Annotated in this window: 20 protein-coding genes; 15 read left to right on the top strand and 5 right to left on the bottom strand. The window is 41.1% G+C overall.

Annotated features, from left to right (window positions below; translation table 11 throughout):
• Positions 1 to 11: 11 nt before the first annotated feature.
• Together MKX35_RS25045 and MKX35_RS25040 are read left to right on the top strand one after the other, a co-directional pair.
• Complete coding sequence (locus MKX35_RS25045; protein WP_042186596.1) at positions 12 to 878, top strand: carbohydrate ABC transporter permease; 867 nt, start codon at positions 12 to 14, stop codon at positions 876 to 878.
• Positions 879 to 897: 19 nt separating this feature from the next.
• The gene (locus MKX35_RS25040; RefSeq protein ID WP_076300808.1) at positions 898 to 5019 is read left to right on the top strand and encodes a beta-N-acetylglucosaminidase domain-containing protein; all 4122 of its coding nucleotides are present in this window, start codon (positions 898 to 900) and stop codon (positions 5017 to 5019) included.
• Between the two features lie 118 nt (positions 5020 to 5137).
• On the opposite strand, the gene MKX35_RS25035 is transcribed toward MKX35_RS25040, so the two are convergent.
• On the bottom strand, positions 5138 to 5503 hold the full coding sequence (locus MKX35_RS25035; RefSeq protein WP_081383064.1) for a VOC family protein: 366 nt from the start codon (positions 5501 to 5503) through the stop codon (positions 5138 to 5140).
• 204 nt (positions 5504 to 5707) lie between these two features.
• Here MKX35_RS25035 and MKX35_RS25030 point away from each other — a divergent pair, with 204 nt between their 5' ends.
• The 7 genes from MKX35_RS25030 (at position 5708) to MKX35_RS25000 (ending at position 13135) form a co-directional block, all read left to right on the top strand.
• Positions 5708 to 7795, top strand: a complete 2088-nt coding sequence (locus MKX35_RS25030) for an alpha/beta hydrolase fold domain-containing protein (RefSeq protein ID WP_076300809.1) — start codon at positions 5708 to 5710, stop codon at positions 7793 to 7795.
• A 181-nt stretch (positions 7796 to 7976) separates the two neighbouring features.
• Positions 7977 to 8558 (top strand): TetR/AcrR family transcriptional regulator, encoded by a 582-nt coding sequence (locus MKX35_RS25025; protein ID WP_076283286.1) that lies wholly within the window; start codon positions 7977 to 7979, stop codon positions 8556 to 8558.
• Positions 8559 to 8640: 82 nt separating this feature from the next.
• Positions 8641 to 9099, top strand: coding sequence for an FMN-binding protein (locus MKX35_RS25020; protein WP_076300810.1), 459 nt, complete (start codon positions 8641 to 8643; stop codon positions 9097 to 9099).
• Between the two features lie 20 nt (positions 9100 to 9119).
• Positions 9120 to 9641 (top strand): flavodoxin family protein, encoded by a 522-nt coding sequence (locus MKX35_RS25015; protein WP_076283284.1) that lies wholly within the window; start codon positions 9120 to 9122, stop codon positions 9639 to 9641.
• Between the two features lie 134 nt (positions 9642 to 9775).
• Complete coding sequence (locus MKX35_RS25010) at positions 9776 to 10423, top strand: hypothetical protein (RefSeq protein WP_042186601.1); 648 nt, start codon at positions 9776 to 9778, stop codon at positions 10421 to 10423.
• Positions 10424 to 10822: 399 nt separating this feature from the next.
• A complete protein-coding gene (locus MKX35_RS25005) occupies positions 10823 to 11632 on the top strand; it encodes an acyltransferase domain-containing protein (protein WP_076300811.1) in 810 nt (269 codons plus the stop codon).
• A gap of 261 nt (positions 11633 to 11893) precedes the next feature.
• On the top strand, positions 11894 to 13135 hold the full coding sequence (locus tag MKX35_RS25000) for an RICIN domain-containing protein (RefSeq protein WP_371915714.1): 1242 nt from the start codon (positions 11894 to 11896) through the stop codon (positions 13133 to 13135).
• 111 nt (positions 13136 to 13246) lie between these two features.
• Here the strand turns inward: MKX35_RS25000 and MKX35_RS24995 are convergent, their stop codons facing one another.
• Positions 13247 to 14272, bottom strand: a complete 1026-nt coding sequence (locus MKX35_RS24995) for a glycosyltransferase family 8 protein (protein ID WP_076300812.1) — start codon at positions 14270 to 14272, stop codon at positions 13247 to 13249.
• A gap of 162 nt (positions 14273 to 14434) precedes the next feature.
• Positions 14435 to 15370, bottom strand: a complete 936-nt coding sequence (coaA, locus tag MKX35_RS24990) for a type I pantothenate kinase (protein WP_076300813.1) — start codon at positions 15368 to 15370, stop codon at positions 14435 to 14437.
• Between the two features lie 152 nt (positions 15371 to 15522).
• On the opposite strand from coaA, the gene MKX35_RS24985 reads away from it, so the two are divergent.
• Together MKX35_RS24985 and MKX35_RS24980 are read left to right on the top strand one after the other, a co-directional pair.
• Entirely contained in the window at positions 15523 to 16626 is a 1104-nt protein-coding gene (locus MKX35_RS24985; protein WP_143759575.1) for an alpha/beta hydrolase, read from the top strand.
• Between the two features lie 59 nt (positions 16627 to 16685).
• Entirely contained in the window at positions 16686 to 17336 is a 651-nt protein-coding gene (locus MKX35_RS24980; protein WP_076300815.1) for a suppressor of fused domain protein, read from the top strand.
• A gap of 31 nt (positions 17337 to 17367) precedes the next feature.
• Here the strand turns inward: MKX35_RS24980 and MKX35_RS24975 are convergent, their stop codons facing one another.
• The gene (locus MKX35_RS24975) at positions 17368 to 17748 is read right to left on the bottom strand and encodes a VOC family protein (RefSeq protein ID WP_042186616.1); all 381 of its coding nucleotides are present in this window, start codon (positions 17746 to 17748) and stop codon (positions 17368 to 17370) included.
• 221 nt (positions 17749 to 17969) lie between these two features.
• Here MKX35_RS24975 and MKX35_RS24970 point away from each other — a divergent pair, with 221 nt between their 5' ends.
• Together MKX35_RS24970 and MKX35_RS24965 are read left to right on the top strand one after the other, a co-directional pair.
• On the top strand, positions 17970 to 19007 hold the full coding sequence (locus MKX35_RS24970; RefSeq protein ID WP_042186618.1) for an NADH:flavin oxidoreductase/NADH oxidase: 1038 nt from the start codon (positions 17970 to 17972) through the stop codon (positions 19005 to 19007).
• Between the two features lie 163 nt (positions 19008 to 19170).
• Entirely contained in the window at positions 19171 to 19608 is a 438-nt protein-coding gene (locus MKX35_RS24965; RefSeq protein ID WP_081383065.1) for a MarR family winged helix-turn-helix transcriptional regulator, read from the top strand.
• Between the two features lie 122 nt (positions 19609 to 19730).
• Here MKX35_RS24965 and MKX35_RS24960 read toward each other — a convergent pair whose 3' ends face one another.
• A complete protein-coding gene (locus tag MKX35_RS24960; protein WP_076300816.1) occupies positions 19731 to 20315 on the bottom strand; it encodes a GNAT family N-acetyltransferase in 585 nt (194 codons plus the stop codon).
• 257 nt (positions 20316 to 20572) lie between these two features.
• On the opposite strand from MKX35_RS24960, the gene MKX35_RS24955 reads away from it, so the two are divergent.
• Together MKX35_RS24955 and MKX35_RS24950 are read left to right on the top strand one after the other, a co-directional pair.
• On the top strand, positions 20573 to 24331 hold the full coding sequence (locus MKX35_RS24955) for an alpha-L-arabinofuranosidase C-terminal domain-containing protein (protein WP_076300817.1): 3759 nt from the start codon (positions 20573 to 20575) through the stop codon (positions 24329 to 24331).
• Positions 24332 to 24590: 259 nt separating this feature from the next.
• The gene (locus tag MKX35_RS24950; RefSeq protein ID WP_042186629.1) at positions 24591 to 25112 is read left to right on the top strand and encodes a serine O-acetyltransferase; all 522 of its coding nucleotides are present in this window, start codon (positions 24591 to 24593) and stop codon (positions 25110 to 25112) included.
• Positions 25113 to 25193 lie beyond the last annotated feature (81 nt).

Here is a 25193-nt window from a genome sequence, read left to right as displayed (position 1 = left end):
AGGAAAATACTTTGAACGATAATCCCGCCAAAAAACCACTTCTGCTGATATCAAAAATTGCAGTTCGATTTTTCCTCATCTTGTGGAGCTTGGTAGTCTTATATCCTGTTCTTTGGACATTCCTGACATCCTTAAAGGATAATCAGCAGGTTATGCTCGGGAAACCGTGGGATTTCCCATCTATTTTTCGTTTTGAAAACTATACAAATGTGTGGAGCAGAGCAAACTTTGGCGACTACTTCCTGAACTCCATTATAGTAACCGTGGCTAGTACACTGTTATCGCTTATTATGGCTGCTACAACAGCATATATATTAGCTCGGTTTACCTTTAAATCTAGAGGCCTGTTTTATTTTGTATACGTTGCTTCAATGATGATTCCAACCACACTCGGATTGATACCGTTGTTCTTTCTTCTCGGAGATATGAATTTGTCCAACTCCTTAGTAGGGCTCACGCTTGTTTATTCTGTCGGAACGATTGGCATCCTTCCATTCGGTATCTTCTTTCTGGTTGGATTTTTCAAGGCACTTCCCCGTGAGCTTGAAGAAGCCGCAACAATTGATGGATCTTCACTATACGGCGTTTTCTTCAAGATCATGTTGCCATTATCGAAGCCAGGATTAATCACAGTAGGAATTATGAATGCTTTAACCGTGTGGAATGAGTACATCATGGCCACGGTATTGATCAACGATCCAGCGAAATACACCATTCCTGTCGGAATAGCCATTATGCAAGGGGAAATGCAGTACAGAACGGAATGGGGGCCATTGTTTGCGGGTCTTTCCATTTCTATGATTCCCGTCATTGTGATGTATGTGTTGTATCAACGTCAAATTACGGGTGGGTTAACAGCAGGTGCGTTGAAAGGTTAATTATAGGAGGGTTAAGGAAATGCCGAAGAAGATTCTCAGTATCTTCATTACACTTATGATGGTGGCCGGCTTGTTCTCCAGTTTTGCAGCTGCAGCGGATGTAGCTTCTGATCTTCCGCAAAAAGATGCAAAATTAACGGAATCCTATGAAATCTATCCATTACCGCAGCAACAAACCGAAGAAGAGACAACCTTAACCATTACACAAAATGTAAACGTTGTTATTGAAGATTCGATTGACCAGCCGACAAGAAAGCTGCTTCAAAGGATACTGGATTCCAAATCACTTCAGGTCACTGAGTCAGGAGCTGTAGTAGCAGGGAAAACAAATATCTTTTTGGGAACTAGAAATTCATCAGGCTATGTAGACAACTACTTCACTCAGAATATTCCCTATGAGGCGGATCACTTCAATGAGCTGGACGCTTATGTTCTTAACGTTAGCACCAAGCAACAGAATAAAGGTGTTATTGCGATATTAGGTAAAAATACGGATGCGGCTTATTATGGCCTGGCATCGCTGAAGATGATTTTTGATCAAATTCCTGATCTGCAGGTTCGTAATCTCACCATCGAAGATTTCTCTGATACTCGCTCACGGGGATTTATCGAAGGCTTTTACGGCACACCTTGGTCACATGAAGATCGAATGAGCTTGATGCGTTTCGGTGGAGAGCTGAAGATGAACTCTTATATTTTTGCACCTAAAGATGACAAGTACCATAACGCGCAATGGAGAACACCCTATCCTGCAGCTGAGCTTGCCAAGATCAAAGAACTGGTTGATGTTGGCGATGAATCCAAGACGCAGTTTGTATGGGCAATTCATCCAGGGTTCAATATGATCAATTGGAACAATTATGATGTAGAACTCCAAACCTTACTTGCAAAGCTTGAACAATTGTATAGTGTAGGCGTACGTCAATTTGGACTATTTATGGATGATATCAGCACATCACAATCATTAGTGGATAAGGATAAACATGTTAAGCTTATTACGGATGTTGCGAATTGGGTAACGTCCAAGAAAGACGTCAAATCATTAATTTATTGTCCTCCATATTATAATAAAAGCTGGACAGGAACGACTGGCAGACCCTATCTTGAAGCCTTGAGAAATGTGCCAGAGAATGTAGATATAATGTGGACCGGAAACGGCGTTGTTGCCTCTGTTAATGCAGCAGATATGCAGTGGCCGAAAGATGCACATGGAAGAGACCCATATATGTGGTTAAACTGGCCAGTGAATGACTATAAGGATGCAAGACTGCTGCTCGGTAAAGCAGAAGTGCTCATTCCAGGTACACATAATATTTCAGGTGTAGTGTCAAATCCTATGAAGCATGCGGAATTATCTAAGATCGGTATCTTCGCGGTTGCGGATTACACTTGGAATGTAGATGATTTTGATCAAGAGGAGAGCTGGCTCGATTCATTTAAGCATATTGCTCCTGAAGTTGCTTCTGAGCTTAATACGATCGCCTATCATATGAGTGACCCATCGCCTAGCGGTCATGGACTTGTAGTAGGTGAATCGGAAAATATCAAAGCTGAGCTAGCGCAATTCTTAAGTGAATACTCAAGTGGTCAGCCGATAGAAACGACGGGGAATACATTGATTCAAGAATTTGATCTAGTATTGGATGCCATCGCGTCGTTTAGAGTAAATAACACGAATGAAAATATGGAAGAAGAAATTGATCCATGGCTAAATAGCTTGCAAAATGTCGTTCTTGCCGATAAATCGGCAGTTCTCTCTGCGATAGCAATCCAGAAAGAGAATGTTGATCAGGCATGGGAAGCACTGGCTAAGGCCACAAGCGCATTAAGCTTATCCAAAACATTCAAAATTGAGAAGCTTAATTCTCCAGATGTGACGGTCGAGGCAGGAGCAAAGCGGCTGGTTCCTTTTGCTGAGCAGCTCATCAATAAACTGGATGCTCAGATTTATACTTTGGTGGACCCGGAATATGTTAAACCTCTAGCTGTAAGCTCTTATGGTTCTCCTTCAGGATTAAACCTGATGGTAGATGGAGATTTAGCAACGAACGTCTATATTCAGACGCTTCAACAGAATGGAGACTGGTATGGTGTTGATTTTGGAAAAACCATTAAAGTGGAAGAAATTGCGATCACACAAGGTAGAAATGATGCGGATCACGATATATTCCAAAGGGGGATTCTTGAGTATTCCGTGAACGGTCAAGAATGGACTACAATCGGAGAAGAGCGTTCCGGGTATAAAATTTCTGCTTCCGGGCTCAATGTGGAGGCAAGGATGGTTCGATATCGATTGACTCATGCTGGAATACCTGGAGGTAAGCCTGATTTATGGACGGCAGTTCGCGAGTTTTCCGTAAATGCAGGTAAAGATAAGGTAGCCATTTACACCGATGTGACAGAGTTGAAGGATACTCCTGTTATGGTAGCAGATAATTCTGTGCAATTATCGAATATGAATGGAATCACATTAAAGCCATCCCAATATGTTGGGATTAATTTGAAATCCATTGAAGAGATCACGCAAGTTGCGCTTGAAGCTTCTAACGGAGAAGTCCGGTTAGAATCCTCAAAGAACGGTGTGGAATGGGAACAGATTAATGAGGGGAATGGGGCGTTTGCTAGTGCTGCCTATTTCCGGATCATAAACAAGGGAACTGAGAATATCACTGTAGATCTGACAAGGCTCATGATCAAGCTGAACAAATTCTCTCCACCTATGATTACTCATAATTACGGAAGCATTTATGAAGGTTCTATCAACAACGTGTACAATGCTTCTTTAGAGAACAAGGTTTGGTTCGGTTCGATTCAATCGAAAGGGAAGTATATTCAGATCGATATGGGCGGTGTGGTGAATGTCCAGAATGTAGCTGTCGTGATTGGAGACGGTGAAGGAGATTTCTTCCGTAAAGGAGATTTACAGCTGTCGCTAGACGGAGAGACATGGGATACGATCCATACGTTTACTAATCCGAGCGATCGGAGTTTGAATTTCCCAGAGCACGAGGTGCCTTACCGTTATAAGCGAGTTCAAGTTGACGGTGGCAAGCAAGCCCGATATGTAAGATTAATTTCAACAGAAACCTATGATGCATGGCTCGCGCTTAATGAAATTTTGGTTAATGAAGGGATTGAAAGACCGGGAACTTCCAATCCGGCTATCCAGGCTGAACCTGCTGGAAACATAGGAAATGAAGCATTGCTGTCCGTTGACAAAAAGCTCTCCACCTTCTATATGCCGGGTGCTGGGAATACGGGTTCCTTAAATTATAAGTTGTCGAAGGATACGAAGGTAAAAGAAGTGATAGTTTTGCAAAATCCATCGGATAATTCAAACGCTGCGGTGTCCGTGCGAGATGCGAGTGGATGGCATAAGGTAGGTAACCTGTCCTCATCTTATAATACATTTGATACCTCCAAGTATAGTAATGTGTTTGAAGTGAAGATTCAGTGGGAGGGTTCAACTAAACCCAAAATCCACGAGATCATTACCGTTAAAAAAGACGGGAATGGTGAGGTTGATCCATCGGGTAAGATGACTTCTGTTCTGTCTGGGGTAGACACTGTAGCTGGAGGTAATGACTTTCAACTGGCGTTTGGGGTAAAAAGTGTAACAGATGCTGTATATGCGATGGATATAACCATGAACTATGATCCTAAGCTATTGGAATTCAAGGCTGCTACTTCCTTGCGTAGTGGAATCCAGGTGCTTGAAACTGCTAATCACACGCCTGGAAAACTACGACTCCTGGTGGTGAGTGAAGGTGCGGGAAATGCTGTGACTGGCAATCTGCAGCTGTTATCCTTGGATTTCGGTACTAAAACAGTAGCGGAAGCTACAGAGAGTACTATTCAGATTGAAAAAGTGATCGTAGCAGATGCGGAAGGCAAGGAGAGCGAAACTGTTACGTCGAGCCATAAGCTCAAGATAACAGCAGAAGAGCCGGAGCCTGGTATGACTGGTGACATCAATAAAGATGGCAAAGTGTCCATCGGTGACTTGGCGATTGTTGCTGCTAATTATGGCAAGGATACCAGCAGTCCGGATTGGGCTGAGGCTAAACGTGCCGATATCAATAAAGATGGTGTGATTGATTTGAAAGACTTGGCGCTGGTAGCTCGTAAGATAACAGAATGAGTAGTAGCCTTCAACCCATAACAAATTAGCAGATATAATTAAAAAAAGGAAGTGTCACTGCAGCCATTTCATGGCTAATGGGACACTTCCTTTTTTTTTTTGCTTGAAGAGTGCTAGCCTAGCTATGCTCCGCTAACTGTACCTCGAAGCCGTCTGGGTCCAGTATATATAAGAATCGCAGATGGGAATTTGGTGTGATCGGTCCACGTGCGACGGGGATGCCTTGGCTTTTCAAATACGTAATGGCATCGTCGAGCGATTCCACTTCGAAACCAACAGAAACGCCGCATTCCGGCTTCAGTGCCGGATCACTACCCTGAATAAGCTCGATTTTGGGCTGATCCACCGTGCCTAACATAACAATTTGTTTTCCTCTACTCTCAAATCTGCGGTCAATGGGAAGCCCCAGAATCCGGTTATAAAAATCAAGGGAAGCCTCCAGATCGCGCACCCTAAGCGTTACCCAATTCATGCTCAACTTCATGATTGTAATGTCCTCCTCTATCTATTTCTATGACAAAGCCGATTCTACCTAATTATACGCTTTCTTGTTCACTAAATGTTCGTAATATTAAACCTAATTCACGAAGGAATACATAATTGTTAAACGATGCCTTGAATTCTAGAATGATGATATTGGAATTATATTACTTTTTCAAATCCAAAATCATTCTGGGAGGTTGTCATAATGAAGCGTAGGCTTATTTACGTTCTTACGATCCTAGTAATCGTTTTAGGTTCCTGGTTGTTACTGCATAACCGAGAGAATAAGAGCGCTTTAGAAAAGGAAGGAAAAGAAGTGACTAACGTGATTACTACTGACAGTAGTACATCAGCGGCTAAAGTTACTGTCAATAACGGACAAATTTCGGTTCAGTACTTGACTCCTGCTTATAAGGTTACTGTGAAAGGAGATATTTTGTATGCGAGCAAGAAGAATGAGACAGATGCTGTAGAACCGCTGAAACTCGATCTGTACGAGCCGTCTGGCGATAATAACGAGAAGAGGCCTGTATTTATTTTCATTCACGGTGGTGGTTATACAGAAGGGAATAAGAACGATGCAGCAGACTTTTCTACGGGATTGGCGAAGCGAGGATATGCTGTATTGTCCGTTGATTACAGGCTGAAAAAAGATCCATTTACTAATTTCAGCCGCACACTTAATGACGCTTATGAAGATATAACCGATGTGATTAAATGGATCAACGATAACGCAGAGATTTACGGGATGGATGCAAGCCATATTGTTATCGGTGGTGATTCGGCGGGGGGACATCTAGCCATAAACTTTGTCAATCAATATGTATCACAGGATCCTTCCATCATTAAATCTGTATTTTCTATTGTTGATATTTATGGCGGTGATCTGACGAAAAGTGCGGACAGCAAGCTGCCTCCGGTCCTCATCATTCATGGAACGATAGACAAACTGGTGCCGTACCAGCAAAGTGTTGAATTGGCCGAACAGCTGAAAGAGAAGGGGGTGTATCATAATCTACTCACCATGGAAGGTGTCGGACATGACTACAAGAATGATAAATACATCGATGAGATTATGGAGACGACAACACATTTTCTATGGAATGTCATGAATAGTTCTGATCTTACAAAGCTGCCAGAGAATTCCGGAATTTCGATTGCTTCCGGCGATGCCTTTGATATTAAGCTGCCTGAGGCCTATCGCATTCCTGCGAAGGAGTCGATGAACATCGATTTGCCTGAGGGCTGGATACTTCGTGAGCAGGAGGAAGAAGACAGACTTCGGATACAGGTTCCGGATGGCTTGGTGCGAGGAAACGATACGCTGTTTGTCTCACGAGGCGAAGATCCTAAAACGGCAATGAGCTTCGCTGTCAATGTTAACGTAATCGACCCGCTGACGGTGAAATATGAGACATATTATGATGAAGCTGCCAAGGAATTAAAAACTCATATGGATGTTACTAATCAGTCTAAGAACAATTTCAATGGTTCAGTGGAAGCCGATTATGAAACAGGACGTTCTACTCAGAGGACCTACAACGCCACTGTGGAGAATCTGGAATCAGGAAAGAGTGTGCGGTTAGAGATTCCTGAGCTTGCTAGAGGACAACGGACACTTAAATCTTATAATGACATAGGTAATCTATTGCAGACGACGTTAGATTCCTTTAACGCGCTGTTGTTGCCAAAACTCAGTAAGCCCGTTGAAATTGATGGTAACCTAACAGATTGGAGTGATCTGGCTCGCTTTGATGTGAAGGATATCAAAATCAATGGTTGGCGAGGTGAGCAGGATATCAGTGCGACCGGTTCCTTAGCTTGGGACGCGGATAACCTTTATCTAGGGGTAGAAGTTATAGATGAAAAGCATGAACAGTCGGCATCAGGTGATGCTATTTGGAGTGGGGACAGCATTCAGATTGGGATTGGTATTGCAAACTCAGACGGAACGGTACCCTCGGAGTATCATGAACTAGGTGTGGCTCGGGGAAATGCAGGGAATTTACTCAAGTGGCGCTGGCTAACCCCAATGGGATTCAATATAAATGATGCCCTAGAGCTAAAGTATGCGGTGAGTCGTTCAGATTCAACAACCAGCTACGAATTAGCCATACCCTGGCGTGAACTGAGCCATGACATTACGCAGGTGAAGCAAGGAATGAAGCTTAAGTTTTCGCTGCTGGTCAATGATAATGACGGCGAGGGGCGTAGAGGCTGGCTGGAATACAATAGTGGCATAGGTTCTTCGAAGGATGTTAATGCCTTCGGGGATCTGTACCTGATGGATTAAGAGGATCTCATGAAACTATAAGTTTCTGTAACTATCGGGAAAACGGCAGAGATGCCGTTTTTTTATTTTATTGTCGCTCAATGAACGAAAAGATAACAAATAAGTTTTGCATTGACACATCCAACTTTTGACATTATGATATGAATGAAAGAATAATTATTCATTCATGGAGATGCGGAAAGTGGAAGATAAAAAAACAAAGATTTATGATTGTGGGAAAGAGATATTTAGCAATAAAGGTTTTAAGGATACGAATGTCTCGGACATTACAAAAAAAGCTGGAATAGCTATAGGAACCTTTTACAATTATTATCCTTCTAAGGAAAAGCTTTTTATGGATATCTTTCTTGAAGAAAATGCGAAACTCAAAAAAAACTGTATGGAATCCCTTGACATGACCCAAAGCCCTGTGATTGTAATTCGGCAGATGATGGCACTCAATGTGGAAGGCATAATATCCAACCCCATTCTAAAGGAATGGTACAACAAAAGTGTTTTTGGGAAAATCGAACAGCTTTATCGAGAAGAAACCGGCATTCAGGTGAACGATTTCTTATATGACAGCTTCCATGAAATTGTGCAGCAATGGCAAACCGAAGGCAAGATGCGAAGCGATATGGACAGCAAAATGATTATGATGGTCTTCGCCGCCATGATCAATGTGGAGACCCACAAGGAAGAAATAGGACTGGAGTTCTTTCCACAATTACTGGACCATATGATGGAACTAATCATGAAGGGTCTTACAGACTGCCCCAAATAGAACGAATGAGGCAGTTTTTTTATCCCTTAAAATGAATGAATATTATAATATTCATTCAAAAACTGAGAAGAGGGGCATGCGAATGAACATTGTTGTAAGTAGTAAAAGGAAGATCTCAATGTGGATGGTTATACTGATCATCTTCGTCGTGATTGTAGTCATCGTATGGGGAGGGATTCTCTTAAGCGCTCCAGGGAGGCGTGAAGTTCAGAAGCTTACTATCGACGTCATTGATTTTCAAAAGCTGCGTGATGGAACCTATGTGGGAGAATATATCGGCACAAAGGATCATTCCAGAGATACCAAGGTTCAGGCATCAATATCTGAGGGTCAAATTTTAGATATTAAAATACTCAAAGGCGCTTTAGATAAAAATGGAAATCTGCTGAAAATGAAGGGGGGGATAAGCATTGGTGATTTGTTTAGACATGTGATTGAATCACAATCCCTTCAGGTAGACGTTATTAGTGGGGCAACGCTTACCTCTAAAGCACATCTTAAGGCACTAGAAAATGCACTGGAGCAAGCAAAGACGAAATAATTCGTTTCAGGAGGGCTAAGATGAACATTGCAGTCATATCGTATTCATTCACAGGCAACAATGATGCATTAGCTGGCAGTGTGGCTAAAGAACTGTCGTCTGAATATTTTCAGATTTCTGAATCCAAGCCGCGGACATTGAGTTCCATTACAATGGATATGATTTTCAGTAGGATACCATTGGTACAGCCATCACCTAATGTATTAGTGAAGTATGATTTGATCCTCTTTTTCGGACCGATCTGGATGGGGCAAGTGGCCACACCACTCCGACCCTATTTAAAGCATTTGAAAACAAACCCGAACAAGTATGGTTTTATTTCAATCAGTGGCGGAGCGGACGGACCCAACACGAAGGTACCAGGCGAACTCAGGAAAAGAACTGGGGCTGATCCCGTTGTATTTATAGATCTGTATATCGCTGACTTAATATCGACAAATCCTAAACCGACACGGAAAGCTACTTCTGCTTACAAGTTAGATCCTGGGGATATCAAACAATTAACCAGTATAGTAGTGAAGAAAATAATGGATGTGACTTAAGTAAGAGTTGACCCATAAATAAACGGCAGAGATGCCGTTTATTTATTTTCTCCTCAACTGGTAGGAATTTGTCTATTATTAAAGTGTCAGTTCAATTCACTAGATGGTATGATAGGAGCGGGAGGGAATTTAAAATGACCAATGAGATAACAAATGAGAACGAAGAAACATTAAACGAGAACGAGGAAATAACCAATGATCCAGAAATGTCTGAGGAGGATATGAATAAGCTAGTGATGGCTGTTCATCATAACGGTCTCGTAGCTTTGAGAGTGCACTTTCAAGACGTTGAAGGACAAGTGTTGAATATGGAGGCCTACGGCCCGGTTTTTGTTTTTCACGTAAAGTCTGAGTTAGACCATGTCTATTCTTGTGGCTTTTTTCTGCGTGAATTGATTGCAAGATTCCAATCGGGTAAGGATCCTGCAGCATGGATGGCTTCATTCTTTGTTGATCTGATGAAGATTGAGGGAGGCAAAACGCTTCCAAAACCACCTTCAAGTGAAGAAGAAGCTAAAGCGATCATAGACAATGTATTAGTTCCGCAATGTATAAAAGAAATCACCGAAGAATTTGCGCCAGAAGATGTACATGTTGGTCTAGCTTGGAACGAAAAACTAGGTCCGGTTTTCGAGGCTGGATTTCCAGCGATAAGCGATGGGAATAACGTTTGTGCGTTCCCACTGCATTTATTGTTAACGCACTTGCAATTGAATCGGGATCCTTCCGAGCTGCTTGTTCAAGGCATGTATAACATCCGTAAGGAACATGGATTGGAGTAAAACAGGCTCCGAGCCCTGGCCATCCATAAAACAAAGAAACGGCAGAAATGCCGTTTCTTTTGTTTTATTTTATGAGTTCTTACAATCCGTAGAATCAATTCACTTCAGAAGCGCTTTTGTATTCACTAGTTGTTAGGCCTGTAATGTGTTTAAATACTTTACTGAAATAAACGCAATCTTCCAAATCGATGGGACTTTTGGTACCACAGCCGCCATCGGAGAGCTATTGCTGCAAAGTCATAAGGAGTGCGGTCAACGATTCCGTTGACAACAGAAGCACTTGATTCTATATTATGCACAACACGAAATGGATTCTATAGTTATGAATTTAGCATTCCAGCACGTGAAAATATATATTTGAAGGCTATGATTTAACGTGGTCTTCTAGGAGGTTTTATAGTGAACATCAGAGCATTGTGTGAAGGGATAAAGCTTGATCCAGCGGCTAGACAGCAGGTTTATGAGTTTCAGATGAAAGAGGATGAATATCTAGTTTATAAACAACATTTTTATTTTGACAGATTTTCTTTTTTTGAATCTGTGAAAGCATCGGAGGGCTATCGAAAGCAACTATTATATTTATTTGTGAGATTCGCAGTAGATGCTTATGAAGAGTATCGTATTCGTAACATTGAGGATGAGATCTATAATGATACATTCTCAGATATTCAGATCTGGTGCATGCAATGTCTACGTGATTACGGTGAATATGGTATTGAAGAATATAACTGGCTGCAAGAGCATGTTCAGCTTCGTTTATTTCGTTTGGGAAGAATGCAATTTCAACCTTTTGCGATGGACAGGGATTTAGTCGTGGATGGTTGTAAAGTCTTTACCAATCAGATCGTGCTTAATGTGCACATTCCAGCGGGAGAGCCTTTATCCGTTCAAAGTGTGGAGGAATCCTTTCAGTTAGCCAGATTTTTTTTTAGAGGTATAACTCCAGTGTTTATTTGTCATTCATGGCTGCTTGATCCGGAACTATGTGAGGTATTGAACCCAGAATCGAACATTATTCAGTTTCAAAGCCAGTTCAACATTTATGAAGTCGATAAAAGTTCCAAGGAAGCAGAAGAAAGAATATTTAGTAAACTAAGTATGACCCCTCAAGAGTACGAAGAGAACACCCAACTGCAACGGCGTGCAAAAGCCTTTTTAATTGCAGGAGGTAAACTAGGAAGTGGCTATGGGATTAAAGTACATAAGTAAGGTTGAAATCTTGGCATATTACGGATAGAGAAGACGTACACTGCAAATGAAGTGGTGCGTTAACCTGACTCTGGCTGTAATAGCTGGTTTTGGGGATAGTGTTTTCTTTTATCCAAAAACGAAACCGGTTTCAAGTGTACGAGCGCGCCGTGCAATGAAATCAATAAGATCAAAGAGGTGATTCCATTGGGCTGACCCTGGGCAGATATCGTCTTAAGCATTCCTGTGTCCTATAATTTTTTCATTTATTAGGAGGAGACGATGATGTTGAGAAAAGGAAAAATGCTAAGTCTATTTCTGCTGTTTACACTCATGATTGCTCTAGTGCCTACAGGTAATTCAAGTGCAGCCTCGAACTGGAATCTGGTATGGAGTGATGAATTTGACGGGAATTCTCTGAATACTGGTAACTGGTCCGCCGAAATCGGCACAGGGAGCGGTGGCTGGGGTAACAATGAACTTCAGTACTATACTAGTCGTTCGCAGAACCTGCAAGTTACGGGTGGAAATCTGGTTATTACAGCGCAAAAAGAATCCTACGGTGGAATGAATTACACCTCTGCACGGATCAAAACACAAGGACTCAAAAGTTTTACCTATGGGAAAATCGAAGCTAGAGTTAAGGTGCCTTCGGGTCAAGGACTCTGGCCGGCATTTTGGATGCTTGGATCAAATATTGATACAGTAGGTTGGCCTAAATCCGGTGAAACAGACATTATGGAACGTGTGAACAATAATGCTTTTGTTAATGGGACGGTACACTGGGATGCCAATGGGCATGCCGAGTATGGGCAGGTATCCGGAAATCTGGATTTCTCTCAATACCATGTGTACAGCGTTGAATGGGATGCGAATTATATCAAGTGGTTTGTAGATGGCAACCAATTTAATGCTTTTTATATCGAGAATGGAACGGGAAATACGGAGGAGTTCCAAAAACCCTTCTTTATCCTGCTAAACCTTGCTGTTGGTGGGAATTGGCCTGGAAGTCCAAACGCTTCAACTGCTTTCCCGGCGCAAATGCTGGTTGATTATGTACGGGTGTATCAATCCGCGCCTACCTCAAACATCGTTAGTGGTGGGATTTATACTTTAGCCGACAAGGCTAGTGGCAAGGTTCTGGACGTAGTGGATGTGTCCACAGCAAGTGGGGCAAAGATGCAGCAATGGACCAATTACACAGCCAATAATCAGAAATTCAAGGTGGAAAGTACGGGAGACGGCTACTATAAGCTGACAGCAGTGCATAGTGGAAAAGTATTGGATGTGCCAAACTCATCAACCGCCAGCGGCGTACAGTTGCAGCAATGGGATGACAATGGTACCAACGCTCAGCGGTGGAGCATTGTAGATGTAGGGGGTGGCTACTACAAACTAATTTCTAAAGTGAGTGGATTAGCTATGGATGTAAACGGAGCCTCAACCGCAGATGGCGCAGCGGTTCAGCAGTGGACGGATAATGGTAGCGATGCTCAGAAATGGTTTTTTACTAAAGTGAACTAAAGAATCTATTATACGATCATGTTTAAGAAAAACGGCAGAGATGCCGTTTTTCAGAATGACGAGAAACCCAATTCACTGGATGGCCTTGGGTTTCTCGAGATCCTGCAGCCCCTATCTAATAGGGGCTGTATTTTTACGTTTAATACGTCGTTGATATTGAATTCTTGTGTTGATTACTGTCCCTTTTCTTCTCCTAATCGTTCTAATTAATTTCAATTGAAACAGCGAAAGGGGCGAGATTCTTGTGCGAATAATTTTAATTCTACGTTTATAAATGATTCGTCTATTACTTTTTCGCATGAACCGCCGCTTAACATAGCTGACCTTCCGTCTTCTTCGTTTTAATTTGGCTTTAAAAGTTCTCCAAGGGGTTAAATTTAGGAACTTGCGATACAGCGCAAACCCTGAGGAGTCTTTATTCCAGCATTTCTCATCCCCGGCAAAATGGACAATTTTATTATTATAGTCATGATTTGGGATGGCCATGTTAAATGAATTAAAACGGATATCGAGTGGGAGGTAATTCGCTCCAAAAACCGCATTTAAAACATCCTGGTCAGGCATGGTGACATCAGGGAAAGTGCGCAAGAAGTTCAGCATCTCTTGGTACCAGTTCGTATTCTGGCGGATATTATTCAAAGCAAATACGATCACTCCAGAATTAAAATAAATCTCGGGATTCAGCCCTTTGGCGCTCACAATAGGTGCAACATCCATAATGCCCTGATCCCAAATCGCCCCTAAATATTTTTCATTCAGCTCGACCTGCCACAGCTCCGCGATGTCTATGTTTACCAATACATCACAATCCAGATAAATAATTTTGTCAGAAGGAATTAACGCGGGAAGCAGCAATCGGTACATACTTGCATGTGTCCACATATCGATAGAATTAATATTGGCAAGAACCTGGAGCATATCTTCGGGTAAAGTAATCGAATAAAAGCTAATCGTATGCTGATGTTTAGTGGTTAATCTGGTGAGCTTTCGCTTGTTAACTTCGGTTAAAGAGGCATCATGTAAAATATGAACATGGATTGGGGAACTTGTATGATGAAAAACTGACGCTAAAACGACACCGGCATGCTCTACATATTTTCCATCCTTATCTTGAAAGGCCAAGGCAATTTCGATCATTTGATTTATCCTCTCTCTACATTAGTGTACGAATGTACCACAGTATACGTTTGCCCTGGCGAGAGGATAAAGGCATTACACCTACGATATTCACCCAATTTTTTTTGTACATAAAAAAACCAAGCTCTGCAAATCAGAGGCTTGGTTTATGAAAGCACTTATTTATTTTCGCAGCTTAATGCGATCTATGTGATGATTGTTATTTTTAAATAGAATAAGATCTGCACGATTTCTGGTAGGTAAAATATTGTGTATCAAATTTTCAAAATTGATTTCTTTCCATATTCTTTTCGAGATCTCGATAGATTCTTCTAGTGATAACTGTGCATATTTTTTAAAATAAGATTGCTCATCTTGGAAGGCGGTATCTCTAAGCTTAATAAACCGGTCAATATACCATTTCTCAATATTATTCACATCAGCATCCACATAAATTGAAAAATCAAAGAAATCAGATACAAAATAGTTTGGCATACTTTGATTAATTGACAAACTAGTCTGAAGAACATTTAATCCTTCAACAATTAGGATGTCCGGGTTCTCGATCGTAATACATTCATTTGGCACGATATCATAAGTTAGATGCGAGTATACAGGACTTTGAACACCCGAAACACCAGACTTCACTTTAGTTAAAAATGAAATTAAACTACGTGTGTCGTAGCTTTCAGGAAATCCCTTTTTCTTCATGATTCCACACTTTTCCAGCTCAGCATTGGGAAGTAGGAACCCGTCAGTCGTAACTAAATCTACTTTTGGATGAGAAGGTAATTGAGAGAGGAGCTTCTGAAGAAGTCTAGCGGTTGTACTCTTGCCAACAGCGACACTTCCGGCGATGCCTATGATAAATGGACCTTTTTTAAGATCGTTATTAAGAAAGTGATTTATAGAATCTTTAAATGTATGAGAGGCTTGAAGCTGCAAATGTATCAATTGGGATAGAGGAAGATAGACCTCATTTACATCCTCAATCGAAATTTTATCGTTAATACTTTGGATATCACTAAGCTCTTCTTCTGATAATTGGATAGCGGTGAAATCGCTTAGCTTCTTCCAATCCTCACGTAAATAAAGTGTATATGCTGAATTATTCACCATTAAAGTTTCCACATCCCTGAGTTTTTTAAAGATTCACCTGCACTTAGGTATTATAACCGTTCATTCAACTTGATTCCATTCATAGCAATCGACATTAGTATGGACATTATGGAGAATTCATTTCAATAAATAGGAAAATAAATTAAAATATAGTGAACGAGGAAGAATGGAGTGGAACCATGGGAGTTTTTCGAAAAGTTGAAGTATTAACGGATTACACGCGCAAGGGTACGTTCCAAGAAGAGTCAGAGCCCAGAAAAATCGTGATAAGTATTTATTATCCGGATACGGATGGTTTGCTCGATAACAACGAATCTGAAATGAAATATATGGATCTTTTCCGGCCCTGTGAACAACATGCAAGAGAAATTCTACAAGATATTGGAATGAATATGGATATCATAGATGGATTATCTACCTCAATCAGCGAGGGAGCATTGCAACAAAAATCTAAACGATCCTATCCTGTCATTATCTACTCTCCTGCACTAGGCTTAGATAGAGATATGTATATTTACAATATACAAGCGCTGGTAAAGCGAGAATTTATAGTGGTAACCGTCAGTGCTGCTTATGAAGCCATGTTTACAGTTAGTCCAAGTGGAGAATTTATGAATCAATCAGAGGTCATGAGGACAATACAGGCTACAGATTATAGCGAATTACATCACTTAATTTCTATTCGAAAAAAGGATATAAAGTATGTATTAGATCACCTATCCAATCTGAATTCAAGAATGGAAAGTTTGGATATGGACAAGGTTGGCATTGTTGGACATTCAATCGGTGGTGCTACTGCATTAGATTTAACTATGGAAGATGATAGAATTAAAGCCGCAGTTTTATTAGATGCAAGTATGCATTTATATATTGAGAATGAAGTGAAGAATACCGTACCCCTGCTTGTAATAAGGCAAAAAGCTTCTACTTTAGAATCCTTAAGCATTATTTTACAGGAAAAAATAGCAAATGATTTCATCAAAGGACAAGAGAAGCTTTTCCGGAATTGGAATGGATATAAGTCTTTTTTGAAAATACGAAAGGCAACGCATATGTCCTTTAGTGATATGCCTCTTTTTGAGGAGGACGAGACTTTATATCATAGAACTTGTGGGATTCATAATCAGATAAATGAGCTTGTCGCTAATTTTTTTCAGGAGCATCTATTGAATCAGGGTAATGCTTATTGTAAATTCATTAGTTATAATCATAGTGATTTCTGTGTGATCAATGGCAGTGGAGATGAAATTCTGTAATCTAGTAATAAATCCACTTCGTTTATACCGATAAACATATATAAGGGAGGGGATTATAAATGCATTCAGCTCAGTCTCATCAGATAATATGTAATCATATTGAACAATACATAGGGGTTATTGATAATGTTTTTAAAGAGGTTATTTCAGATGTTCTGTCCATTGATATTCTAATTGTTAACCCGACGCCTGAGCGGAATTACTATACTTTAATTACATCAGGAATGAGTGAATTTGCGATGCAGGTTCCAGATGGTGCAGAAGAATATCAATTTACTGAATTAATGATTTGCCTTCCTCCTACATGGAAGCTGTCTGATGAGGCTTTTAAGGACGAAAGAAATTATTGGCCTGTACGTGCGCTAAAAACAACGGCTAGGTTTCCACATGAATATAATACTTGGCTCTATATGGGGCATACGCTAGTAAACGGTAATCCAGTAAAGCCTTATAGTGAGGATACAGGATTTCAAGGGATGTTTGTGTGGGTGCCAGATGTTGAAGATACAGCTGGATTTTTTAATTTGGAAATGAACAGTGAGAAAGTTGTGCACTTCTATACTTTAATTCCGCTTTATGGAGAAGAGTTAGATTATAAAGTTAAGCATGGCGAGGAAGAACTTCTTAATAAGTTAAATAAGATTGGGGTCACCGATGTTCTGAATCCTTCCCGTAAAAATAGCTGTAAGAAGATATTTGGACTCTTTTAAAAATAAGAAAAACGGCCGAGGGCCGTTTTTTTTATCCTTTAATCCCAAAAGCAATCCAGCGCCCATCAACATCTTCAATAACAAATTCCTTGTTATTATAGTCGGTGTTGGCTAATGCTCGGACAATGTTAACACCAGCCGCTTCGAATTCTTTCTCCAGCTGCTCTTGCTGTTTCGTAATAAAATAGGCATCGTAACCATAGCCATACAATTCTCGATTAGGAATAACCCTTTGTCCTTGGGATTGAGTAAGGATAATTTCTGTATCATCACGATAGAGGCAAACATGCGGTTCTTCCGTATCTAAATAGGGCACAACTTGAAAGCCTAAGTACTGATTGTAATAAGCAGCGGTGCGCTCAATATTCAGGGTAGGAAAGATACTATGTGATTGTAAAAGCTTTTTGTCCACTTGTGAGTTCATCCTTTCTAAGAAAATAGATACCCATATATTACCTTGGGGCTAAGATTTCAACAATACATGGAGTTATTAAACCGCAGGAGACATTCATGGTTGACACCTTAGTTATTCTATAATAACATACATGCATGAGCATACATTAATTAATTTCTGCTAAAACATGTTTTTAATGTTCATAATAAATTTAGTTTTTTATAAAGAGGAGAGATATCATGAAGAACTTGTTTACCCCTTATGAAATGAAGGATTTGAAATTGAAGAACCGCGTGGTTATGCCTCCAATGTGTCAGTATTCAGTGACTAACAAGGACGGAATTGCTACCGATTGGCATTATAATCATTACGTAAGCCGCGCCATTGGAGGAACAGGATTAATTATTATTGAAATGACCGATGTAGAGCCTGATGGCCGAATTACTGATTTTGACCTTGGCATTTGGTCCGATGAGCAAATACCTGCATTGGCTAGAATTGTTGATGCTTGTCATGCTTATGGGGCAAAAGTAGGTATTCAAATTGCTCATGCTGGGCGTAAGGCTGAAGATGCAGCAGTTCCTGTATCCTCTTCTGCCGTTCCATTTGATGCTGACTCCAAAACACCACGTGCCTTAACGACTGAAGAAGTGAAGGGTATGGTTGAAAAATTCCGGTTAGGCGTGAAGCGTGCGATTCAAGCGGGGTTTGATGTTATCGAGCTTCATGGTGCGCACGGTTACCTTATTCATCAGTTCCATTCACCATTAACAAATCAAAGAACAGATGAATATGGCCAAGATTTGACCTTGTTTGGTACTGAAATCATTCGTGCAGCGAAAAGTGAAATGCCTGAAGGAATGCCATTGATCATGCGTATCTCAGCTCAAGAATATGTAGAGGGCGGATACGGCATTAAAGAAAGCTTGGCATTTAGTAAAGCTTATAAAGAAGCTGGCGCAGATATTTTCCATATCAGTGCAGGTGGTGAAGGTCCTATCGCGGCTGCTGGCAAGCCAGGAACACATGCGGCGTATCAAGTTCCTTTGGCAAGAGAGATCAAATATGGTTTGAATGTACCGGTGATTGCTGTAGGCAGATTGGATGAACCTGCTCTTGCTAATGCAGTCATTGGGAATGAGGAAGCAGATCTTGTTGCGGTTGGTCGGGGGATGCTGAGAAATCCATATTGGACGCTGGAGGCTGGGGTTGAGCTTCAGCAAGACCCTAGTATTCCTCGGCAGTATGCCTTTGGATTTCCTAGAATTAAAGGCTAAGGACTAACGAATTAAATGGAATCATTTGGAAAGACCGACTTCTTGGAGAAACGGTCTTTTCTCTTTTTTGGATTAAGCTTGGCACAATGGATGGGGAGTGTAGTACTATTATATAGAAGAAAAAATTCATGAATAGTCATACGCTCAGGAGATGAAGAGATAGATGGACAAAATTCTTAACAATGACCTTATCGCGAATTGGTTGACGTTAACGCATATACAAATGAATGTGACGAATGAATTAGAAGTTAATTTGCAAGCGAATCATGGATTATCTTTAAAAGAGTTCTACTTGTTATTATTCTTGTCGGAAGCCCCAGAGAAAAAACTGAAATTGCAGAAACTTGAATCCATGGTTGGTTTAAGCCAAAGTGCCGTTTCACGTTTAGTTAGCCGGTTTGAAGCCAAGGGCTGCGGAGCTTTAGAGAGAAAAGCATGCGACAGTGATCGCAGAAGTATTTATACCTCCCTAACCTCCATTGGTGAGGCCAAGCTCATCCGTGCACAAGAAACCTTTAAAGACACGCTAATGACGGCATTCCCGGAAAAAGATGTGGAACAGCTTCTAGCGCAAATGCTTCGTATGAAGCAGCAATCATGAATCAGCTCAAAAAAACCTCTGTTTAGGTAAATGGATCGTATCTCCATTTCCCATGCAGAGGTTTTTGCTTGTGCTGTAATCTATCAAAAGTGTGCCAGCATTCATTAAGCCTTCTATTGCCATTACCGCTTAGAAAGCTGGTAATAATTATAGCTTTCATTTTCAATCGTAATTTCATTCATTAAGTCGAAGTCACATTTTTGTATGACTCTATTTGAGGGCGTATTGTGTACCAGAGCAATAGCGTTTAATACATCGGTAGAAGTGTGCTCAAACAAATACTTAATTAACCCCTCGGCAGCTTGTGTGGTATACCCTTTGCCGCGATGATCCTTGGATATGGCATACATGATTTCTCTGTTCGGAGCGGGTAATTCATCCTTCATTCCTGTACAGCACCAACCGATAAACTCATTCGTCTCTTTTAAAATAATGCCTAAACGAAGACGAAGCTCCCCGATATTTCCATCCGCTGAGACCGCTTGTAGAAACTGTTGGTTTTCTTTCATTTCATAGTTTATTAACCAATCTAGCCGTTGTTCTTTAGGGACATTCCAGTCGGGCAGAAATTCTATGATTTCAGGCTGCGTGGTAAGTGCGTGAAACTCGTCTAAATCCTCCACTCTAAACTCTCGTAACAGGATATCTTTACATTCAATTGTAAATAAATCGCGTTTTGTTGTTTCATAACCTACATGGTTATTCATATTTCATCTCTCCTTCGTGCATTCAAATTCATTTTATCATGAATAAAAAGTACGATTTGGTAATATTTGATTAAAAAAAAGTTTTCTTTTATTTCACACAAATATTAATTAGTTAATATATTAATTGATTATAAAGTGTGTTATTATGTTTCGTATAAAGGTTAAATGATTCACGGATGGGGCGGTTTTGTCGTAGTAATCAGTAGATTGGTTAGGCTTTTATGATTTCTAATACAAAAGATGACAGGTGATCTTCTATGAACAATGACAACAGTAATAAATCTATTAATGGTAATTTGATAGCGCATTATAAGTTTGATAACCCCGATCATGTGGGTCAAGATTACTCAGGGAATGGGAACGATGGAATCGCTTCAGGGACTAAGCTGCCATCCATACAGACTGTAGCGGGTAGAAGTGCTGTTTCACTAGCGGGTGGAGAACATGGCACATCCTATATTTCTTTGCCAGATGATCTTCTTAAAGAAGTCAGCGACCAAGCTGGCCTTACTGTCTCGACTTGGATGCATGTAAGTACTGGCGGGAGTTTATGGGAAAGACTGTTCGATTTCGGCAAAGGCGAGACAGGACCCTATATTTTTTTAACGCGTAATTTCCGGGGGACTTGTTTTGCGGGGGAAGATTTAGTCGCAGATCCCGGTAAATCCTTTGCTGCTGGTGAATGGGTGCACGTTGCCTTTGCGGTCACAGGAACAAAAGGTGGAACACTAAGCAGTGCAGGACCTGTGATGTATGTCAATGGTGAGATCGTTGCGGATGGAATGATAAGTCAGACTTCTAGCGGTACATATGCTAAACTACGCACGTGGTTTGCTACATTTGAGGATCAAGTGAATTATAGTAACAATACGATCGGCAAGTCCCAGTACGCTGCAGATGTAGATTTTGGCGGCTCTCTTTCGGACTTCCGTGTATATAAAGCGGGATTAACGCAGGACGAAGTGATTGAGATTATGTGTGAGTCTTTGACAGATGAAGAGATCGTTAAGCTCGCAAAAGATAAATATTTAACCTTCACTAGTTCAATCATCACCAAAGATATCGAATTACCAGCTTCGCTCATGGGTGGAAAAGTTGACGTGTCCTGGGTATCCAGTGACTCAGCAATTATTTCTAATGCGGGAGTTGTAAATAAAACCGTCCATTCTGCTAAAGGTGTAACGCTTACAGCAGTTTTGAAAAAAGGTGACAGTACAGTAGAGAAGAGCTTCACCGTGTCTGTGCTCCCAGAAGGTTTGCCACCCTACACCTTAACGATCGATGGAAACCATGAGATTTTGGATGTTAGCGAAGTTCTATATGGCCTATTCTATGAAGATATTAATAATGCGGCAGATGGTGGAATTTATGCAGAGCTAGTGCAGAATCGTTCCTTTGAGTCGTTTGCTTTTGACAGCTATTCGCATGTATGTGGTGTGCACGGGACTTCAACAGGAAGAAATTATACACCTCTTCATGCATGGTCCGGTGACACGGACAAAATGACGGTTCATCATACAGGCGGATTAAATGATTTCTTCGGAATCGAAGATAAAGATATGAATGCGCATTATGTGACAGTGGCAGATGGCGCGACGATCAATAATAGAGGCTTTGCGGATTCCAATCAGCACTGCTCAATGTTTATTAAGAAGGATGCTAAGTATAACTTCACGATTTGGGCGAAGGCAGAGGCAGCGGGAACAATCACCCTGCAATTGCTCGACAAAGATGGTAAAGCCATTAGTGATGCAACGGTAGTTGAGGTGAACGGTGACGGTAACTGGAAGAAGTATGGTGTAGAGTCTAAGCTTGTATTAACAGGGTCTGAAACTATACTCGGTCAGCTGGCGTTAACCTTTAATGGTGAGATTTCCATTGATATGGTCTCCTTAATGCCGGAAGATGTTTGGGGCGCTGGGGAAGAAGAACGTTCTGCTACAGCTCACGCTAACTATAAGGGGAATTCAAACTATAGATTAAGAAAAGATTTAGTGAATGCACTTGTTGATCTTCATCCTACATTCTTACGTTTCCCGGGGGGCTGTATTTCTGAAGGCTCTCACATTTGGGAGAATGTGTACGATTGGAAAGAGTCTGTCAACGATATTGAGCTTCGCAAAGAGAACTATAATGTATGGGGCTACATGATGACCATGGGTCTTGGATATATGGAGTATTTTCAATTAGCCGAAGATTTGAATGCAACACCACTTCCGGTTATGGCCTGCGGCGTACTCTGTCAAGCTCGTTCGGATTATGCGAATCCAGCTGGCGGTGCGTTAAGAGATTATTATGTGAAGAACTTTACGGATCTGATTGATTTCGCGATTAGCATGGATTTTGACAATAACGAGTGGGCCGCTTTGCGTAAAAAGATGGGCCATGAAGCAGCGTTTGACCTGCGTTACTTGGGCGTGGGGAATGAAAACTGGGGAACAGAGTTTTTTGCCAACTTCGAGTATTTTAAAACAACGATTGACGAATATATGGTGAAAAACTACCCTGATCATGAACTGACCATTCTTTCTACGGTTGGCGCACAAGCAGATGACGATGCTTATCAGCAAGGCTGGAAATTCCTAAGCGGAAATCTACAGGGCTCGGAACAGATCAGCTTCACGGATGGAACATCGAGTATTGAAGAGACGGTTACCTGGTATGAGAAACAAAAAAACTACATGGATACGATTGCGGACGAGCATTACTACCGTTCCAACGAGTATTTGTTAGAGAATGCGGATCGCTACAATTACTATTACAGAGCTTATAAAGAAGACGGCAGCTTGGACGAGGCTGAAACTTCGAAGGTTTTTGTGGGTGAATATGCTTCGACAGATAAAAATACATTGGCAGGAGCGATTGCTGAAGCGGCGATTATGTCCAGCTTTGAGAATAACTCTGATGTGATTAGACTAGCTGCAACGGCACCTTTGTTCAATAAGGTATTAACAGATGGTACCTACAGATGGACACCAGATTGCATTTGGTTCGATGATGAAACTGTATGGTACACGCCGAACTACTATGTTCAACAGTTGTATGCTAAATATCTCGGCACCAAAGTGGTTGGCACATCGTTCTCGACATATCGCAACGGGGAAAAGGTAGACCTCATTCCTCACGGAGGAATTGAAGTGGCTGCCGGGAAATCATCTGTAGTTGTGAAGCGGGTGAAGGTTACTTCGAATACGGATGGCAGCGTTATGCTAGAGCAAGATTTTACACAGCCGCTGCATGAAGCTTGGAAAGTCATTCCTGGTTCTGCCGGATATACGATTGATCCTTCCAAAGGTCTAGTCTTGAAGGCACAGAACAGCGGACTGAATGGATTGTATATTCTCAATGACGCGTGGACTAATTATAAAGTAGAGGTCGTTCTTGAAAAAGCTTCCGGCGAAGATGGCTTCTATGTAGGTGCAGGTCTGATAGACATTTCACCGGAAAATAAAAATGTTATCGAATATGCGATTGGCTATAATGGCGATGCCACAGGAGTCAAGGTGTACAAGCAAGGGATTGAGGCTTATACACTCGGCGATTATTCCTCTAGTACAGCAGCGGGTAACCTTAGAGCTAGTTGTTATGAAGAACTAGCGGATCATACGGAATATACCATCACTGTTAATTATGGTGGAGCAGATGGCAAGCATTTGATTTGCTCATACACAGATGGCAAGACAACAAGCAAAGTGCTTGATTATAAGCTCGAAGCGTATAACAGAGAAGTATACAATTCCGTTACTAAAGATGATAAGCATCTCTATGTGAAGCTTGTGAACGCGGATCGTGTAGAGAAAGCAACGAAGCTTGATCTAAAAGGCTTAAACGTAGCTACTACCGGTAAATGGATTACTTTAACGGGCGATGCTTCGCTAGTTCACACACCTAATGTGAACAGAAAAAATGATGAGAAGGTTACTCCAGTTGAAACGGAAATCAGGTTTGATAAAGACATTGCAATTGTAAATCTACCTGCCCATTCTGTGAACGTGATTGTTCTGGATCTTATTTAATAGAAAAGATAGCATTCAGCGCGCGCCGATAATACTTCGGCGCGTGTTGTTGTTTAGGAAGGCTTGTAATCGGTTGATGTTTATATAGGGAGAACTGTCCACTTCTTGATGAATCTCTGAATCTAACATACACTGATGAAAGCACAATCACCCGAATGACTCTCCATCCTGCGATCCTCCCAGAATATTTTTCACTACACTAAGGCTTTCATTTCACGAGAATATAGTTCATATCTTGCCCCAATAGGAGGATGATACAATGATGAAATTATTCAAAACGGACTGGAAGGCAAATCTAAAAAATCCACAAACGATTATGGCTTTGTTTACTTATCGTTTTGGAAATTGGGTGTATTATCGGGTGAAAAGTGGCCTGATCCGCAAACCTTTGTGGCTCCTATATCGAATAATGGATGTGCTTTTTGTTCGAATTGTTGCCAGTGGAGAGCTTCATGCAGAGGCACAAATTGGTGATGCACTTCATTTACCGCATGGGTTAAATGGCATTATCATTAGTCCTAAAGCGGTGATTGGCAACAACGCTACTATTTTTCACCAAGTGACCATTGGGGGGAGAAATAACTTAGGGGAACCCGTGATTGGTGATAGAGCATTTATCGGAGTAGGTTCTAAGATACTAGGCCCGGTTACGCTGGGGAACGATGTTAATATCGGAGCTATGTCTGTTGTGGTTAAGGATGTGCCGGATAATGCTTCAGCAGTAGGGATTCCTGCTAGAAATATTTTGCGAGATGAACCCAAACCTGAGAATACAAGATAACGGCGGGATGTTCTATTACATAGGGTATCGCTTTATTTTAATAAGTTACAGGGTATAATTAAAGCATCCAAGAAATCTTGT

It is taken from the genome of Paenibacillus sp. FSL R5-0923, from assembly GCF_038009145.1.
GTDB lineage: Bacteria > Bacillota > Bacilli > Paenibacillales > Paenibacillaceae > Paenibacillus_AQ.
Note: the sequence above shows the minus strand (reverse complement) of the source record. Positions and strands in the feature narration are given on the sequence as shown.

Excerpts from the sequence above, each read along its gene's own strand:
- MKX35_RS25040 (WP_076300808.1), top strand. The coding sequence starts at position 898 with ATGCCGAAGAAGATTCTCAGTATCTTCATTACACTTATGATGGTGGCC.
- MKX35_RS25035 (WP_081383064.1), bottom strand. The coding sequence starts at position 5,503 with ATGAAGTTGAGCATGAATTGGGTAACGCTTAGGGTGCGCGATCTGGAG.
- MKX35_RS25030 (WP_076300809.1), top strand. The coding sequence starts at position 5,708 with ATGAAGCGTAGGCTTATTTACGTTCTTACGATCCTAGTAATCGTTTTA.
- MKX35_RS25020 (WP_076300810.1), top strand. The coding sequence starts at position 8,641 with ATGAACATTGTTGTAAGTAGTAAAAGGAAGATCTCAATGTGGATGGTT.
- MKX35_RS25015 (WP_076283284.1), top strand. The coding sequence starts at position 9,120 with ATGAACATTGCAGTCATATCGTATTCATTCACAGGCAACAATGATGCA.
- MKX35_RS25010 (WP_042186601.1), top strand. The coding sequence starts at position 9,776 with ATGACCAATGAGATAACAAATGAGAACGAAGAAACATTAAACGAGAAC.
- MKX35_RS25000 (WP_371915714.1), top strand. The coding sequence starts at position 11,894 with ATGATGTTGAGAAAAGGAAAAATGCTAAGTCTATTTCTGCTGTTTACA.
- MKX35_RS24995 (WP_076300812.1), bottom strand. The coding sequence starts at position 14,272 with ATGATCGAAATTGCCTTGGCCTTTCAAGATAAGGATGGAAAATATGTA.
- coaA (WP_076300813.1), bottom strand. The coding sequence starts at position 15,370 with ATGGTGAATAATTCAGCATATACACTTTATTTACGTGAGGATTGGAAG.
- MKX35_RS24980 (WP_076300815.1), top strand. The coding sequence starts at position 16,686 with ATGCATTCAGCTCAGTCTCATCAGATAATATGTAATCATATTGAACAA.
- MKX35_RS24970 (WP_042186618.1), top strand. The coding sequence starts at position 17,970 with ATGAAGAACTTGTTTACCCCTTATGAAATGAAGGATTTGAAATTGAAG.
- MKX35_RS24965 (WP_081383065.1), top strand. The coding sequence starts at position 19,171 with ATGGACAAAATTCTTAACAATGACCTTATCGCGAATTGGTTGACGTTA.
- MKX35_RS24960 (WP_076300816.1), bottom strand. The coding sequence starts at position 20,315 with ATGAATAACCATGTAGGTTATGAAACAACAAAACGCGATTTATTTACA.
- MKX35_RS24955 (WP_076300817.1), top strand. The coding sequence starts at position 20,573 with ATGAACAATGACAACAGTAATAAATCTATTAATGGTAATTTGATAGCG.
- MKX35_RS24950 (WP_042186629.1), top strand. The coding sequence starts at position 24,591 with ATGATGAAATTATTCAAAACGGACTGGAAGGCAAATCTAAAAAATCCA.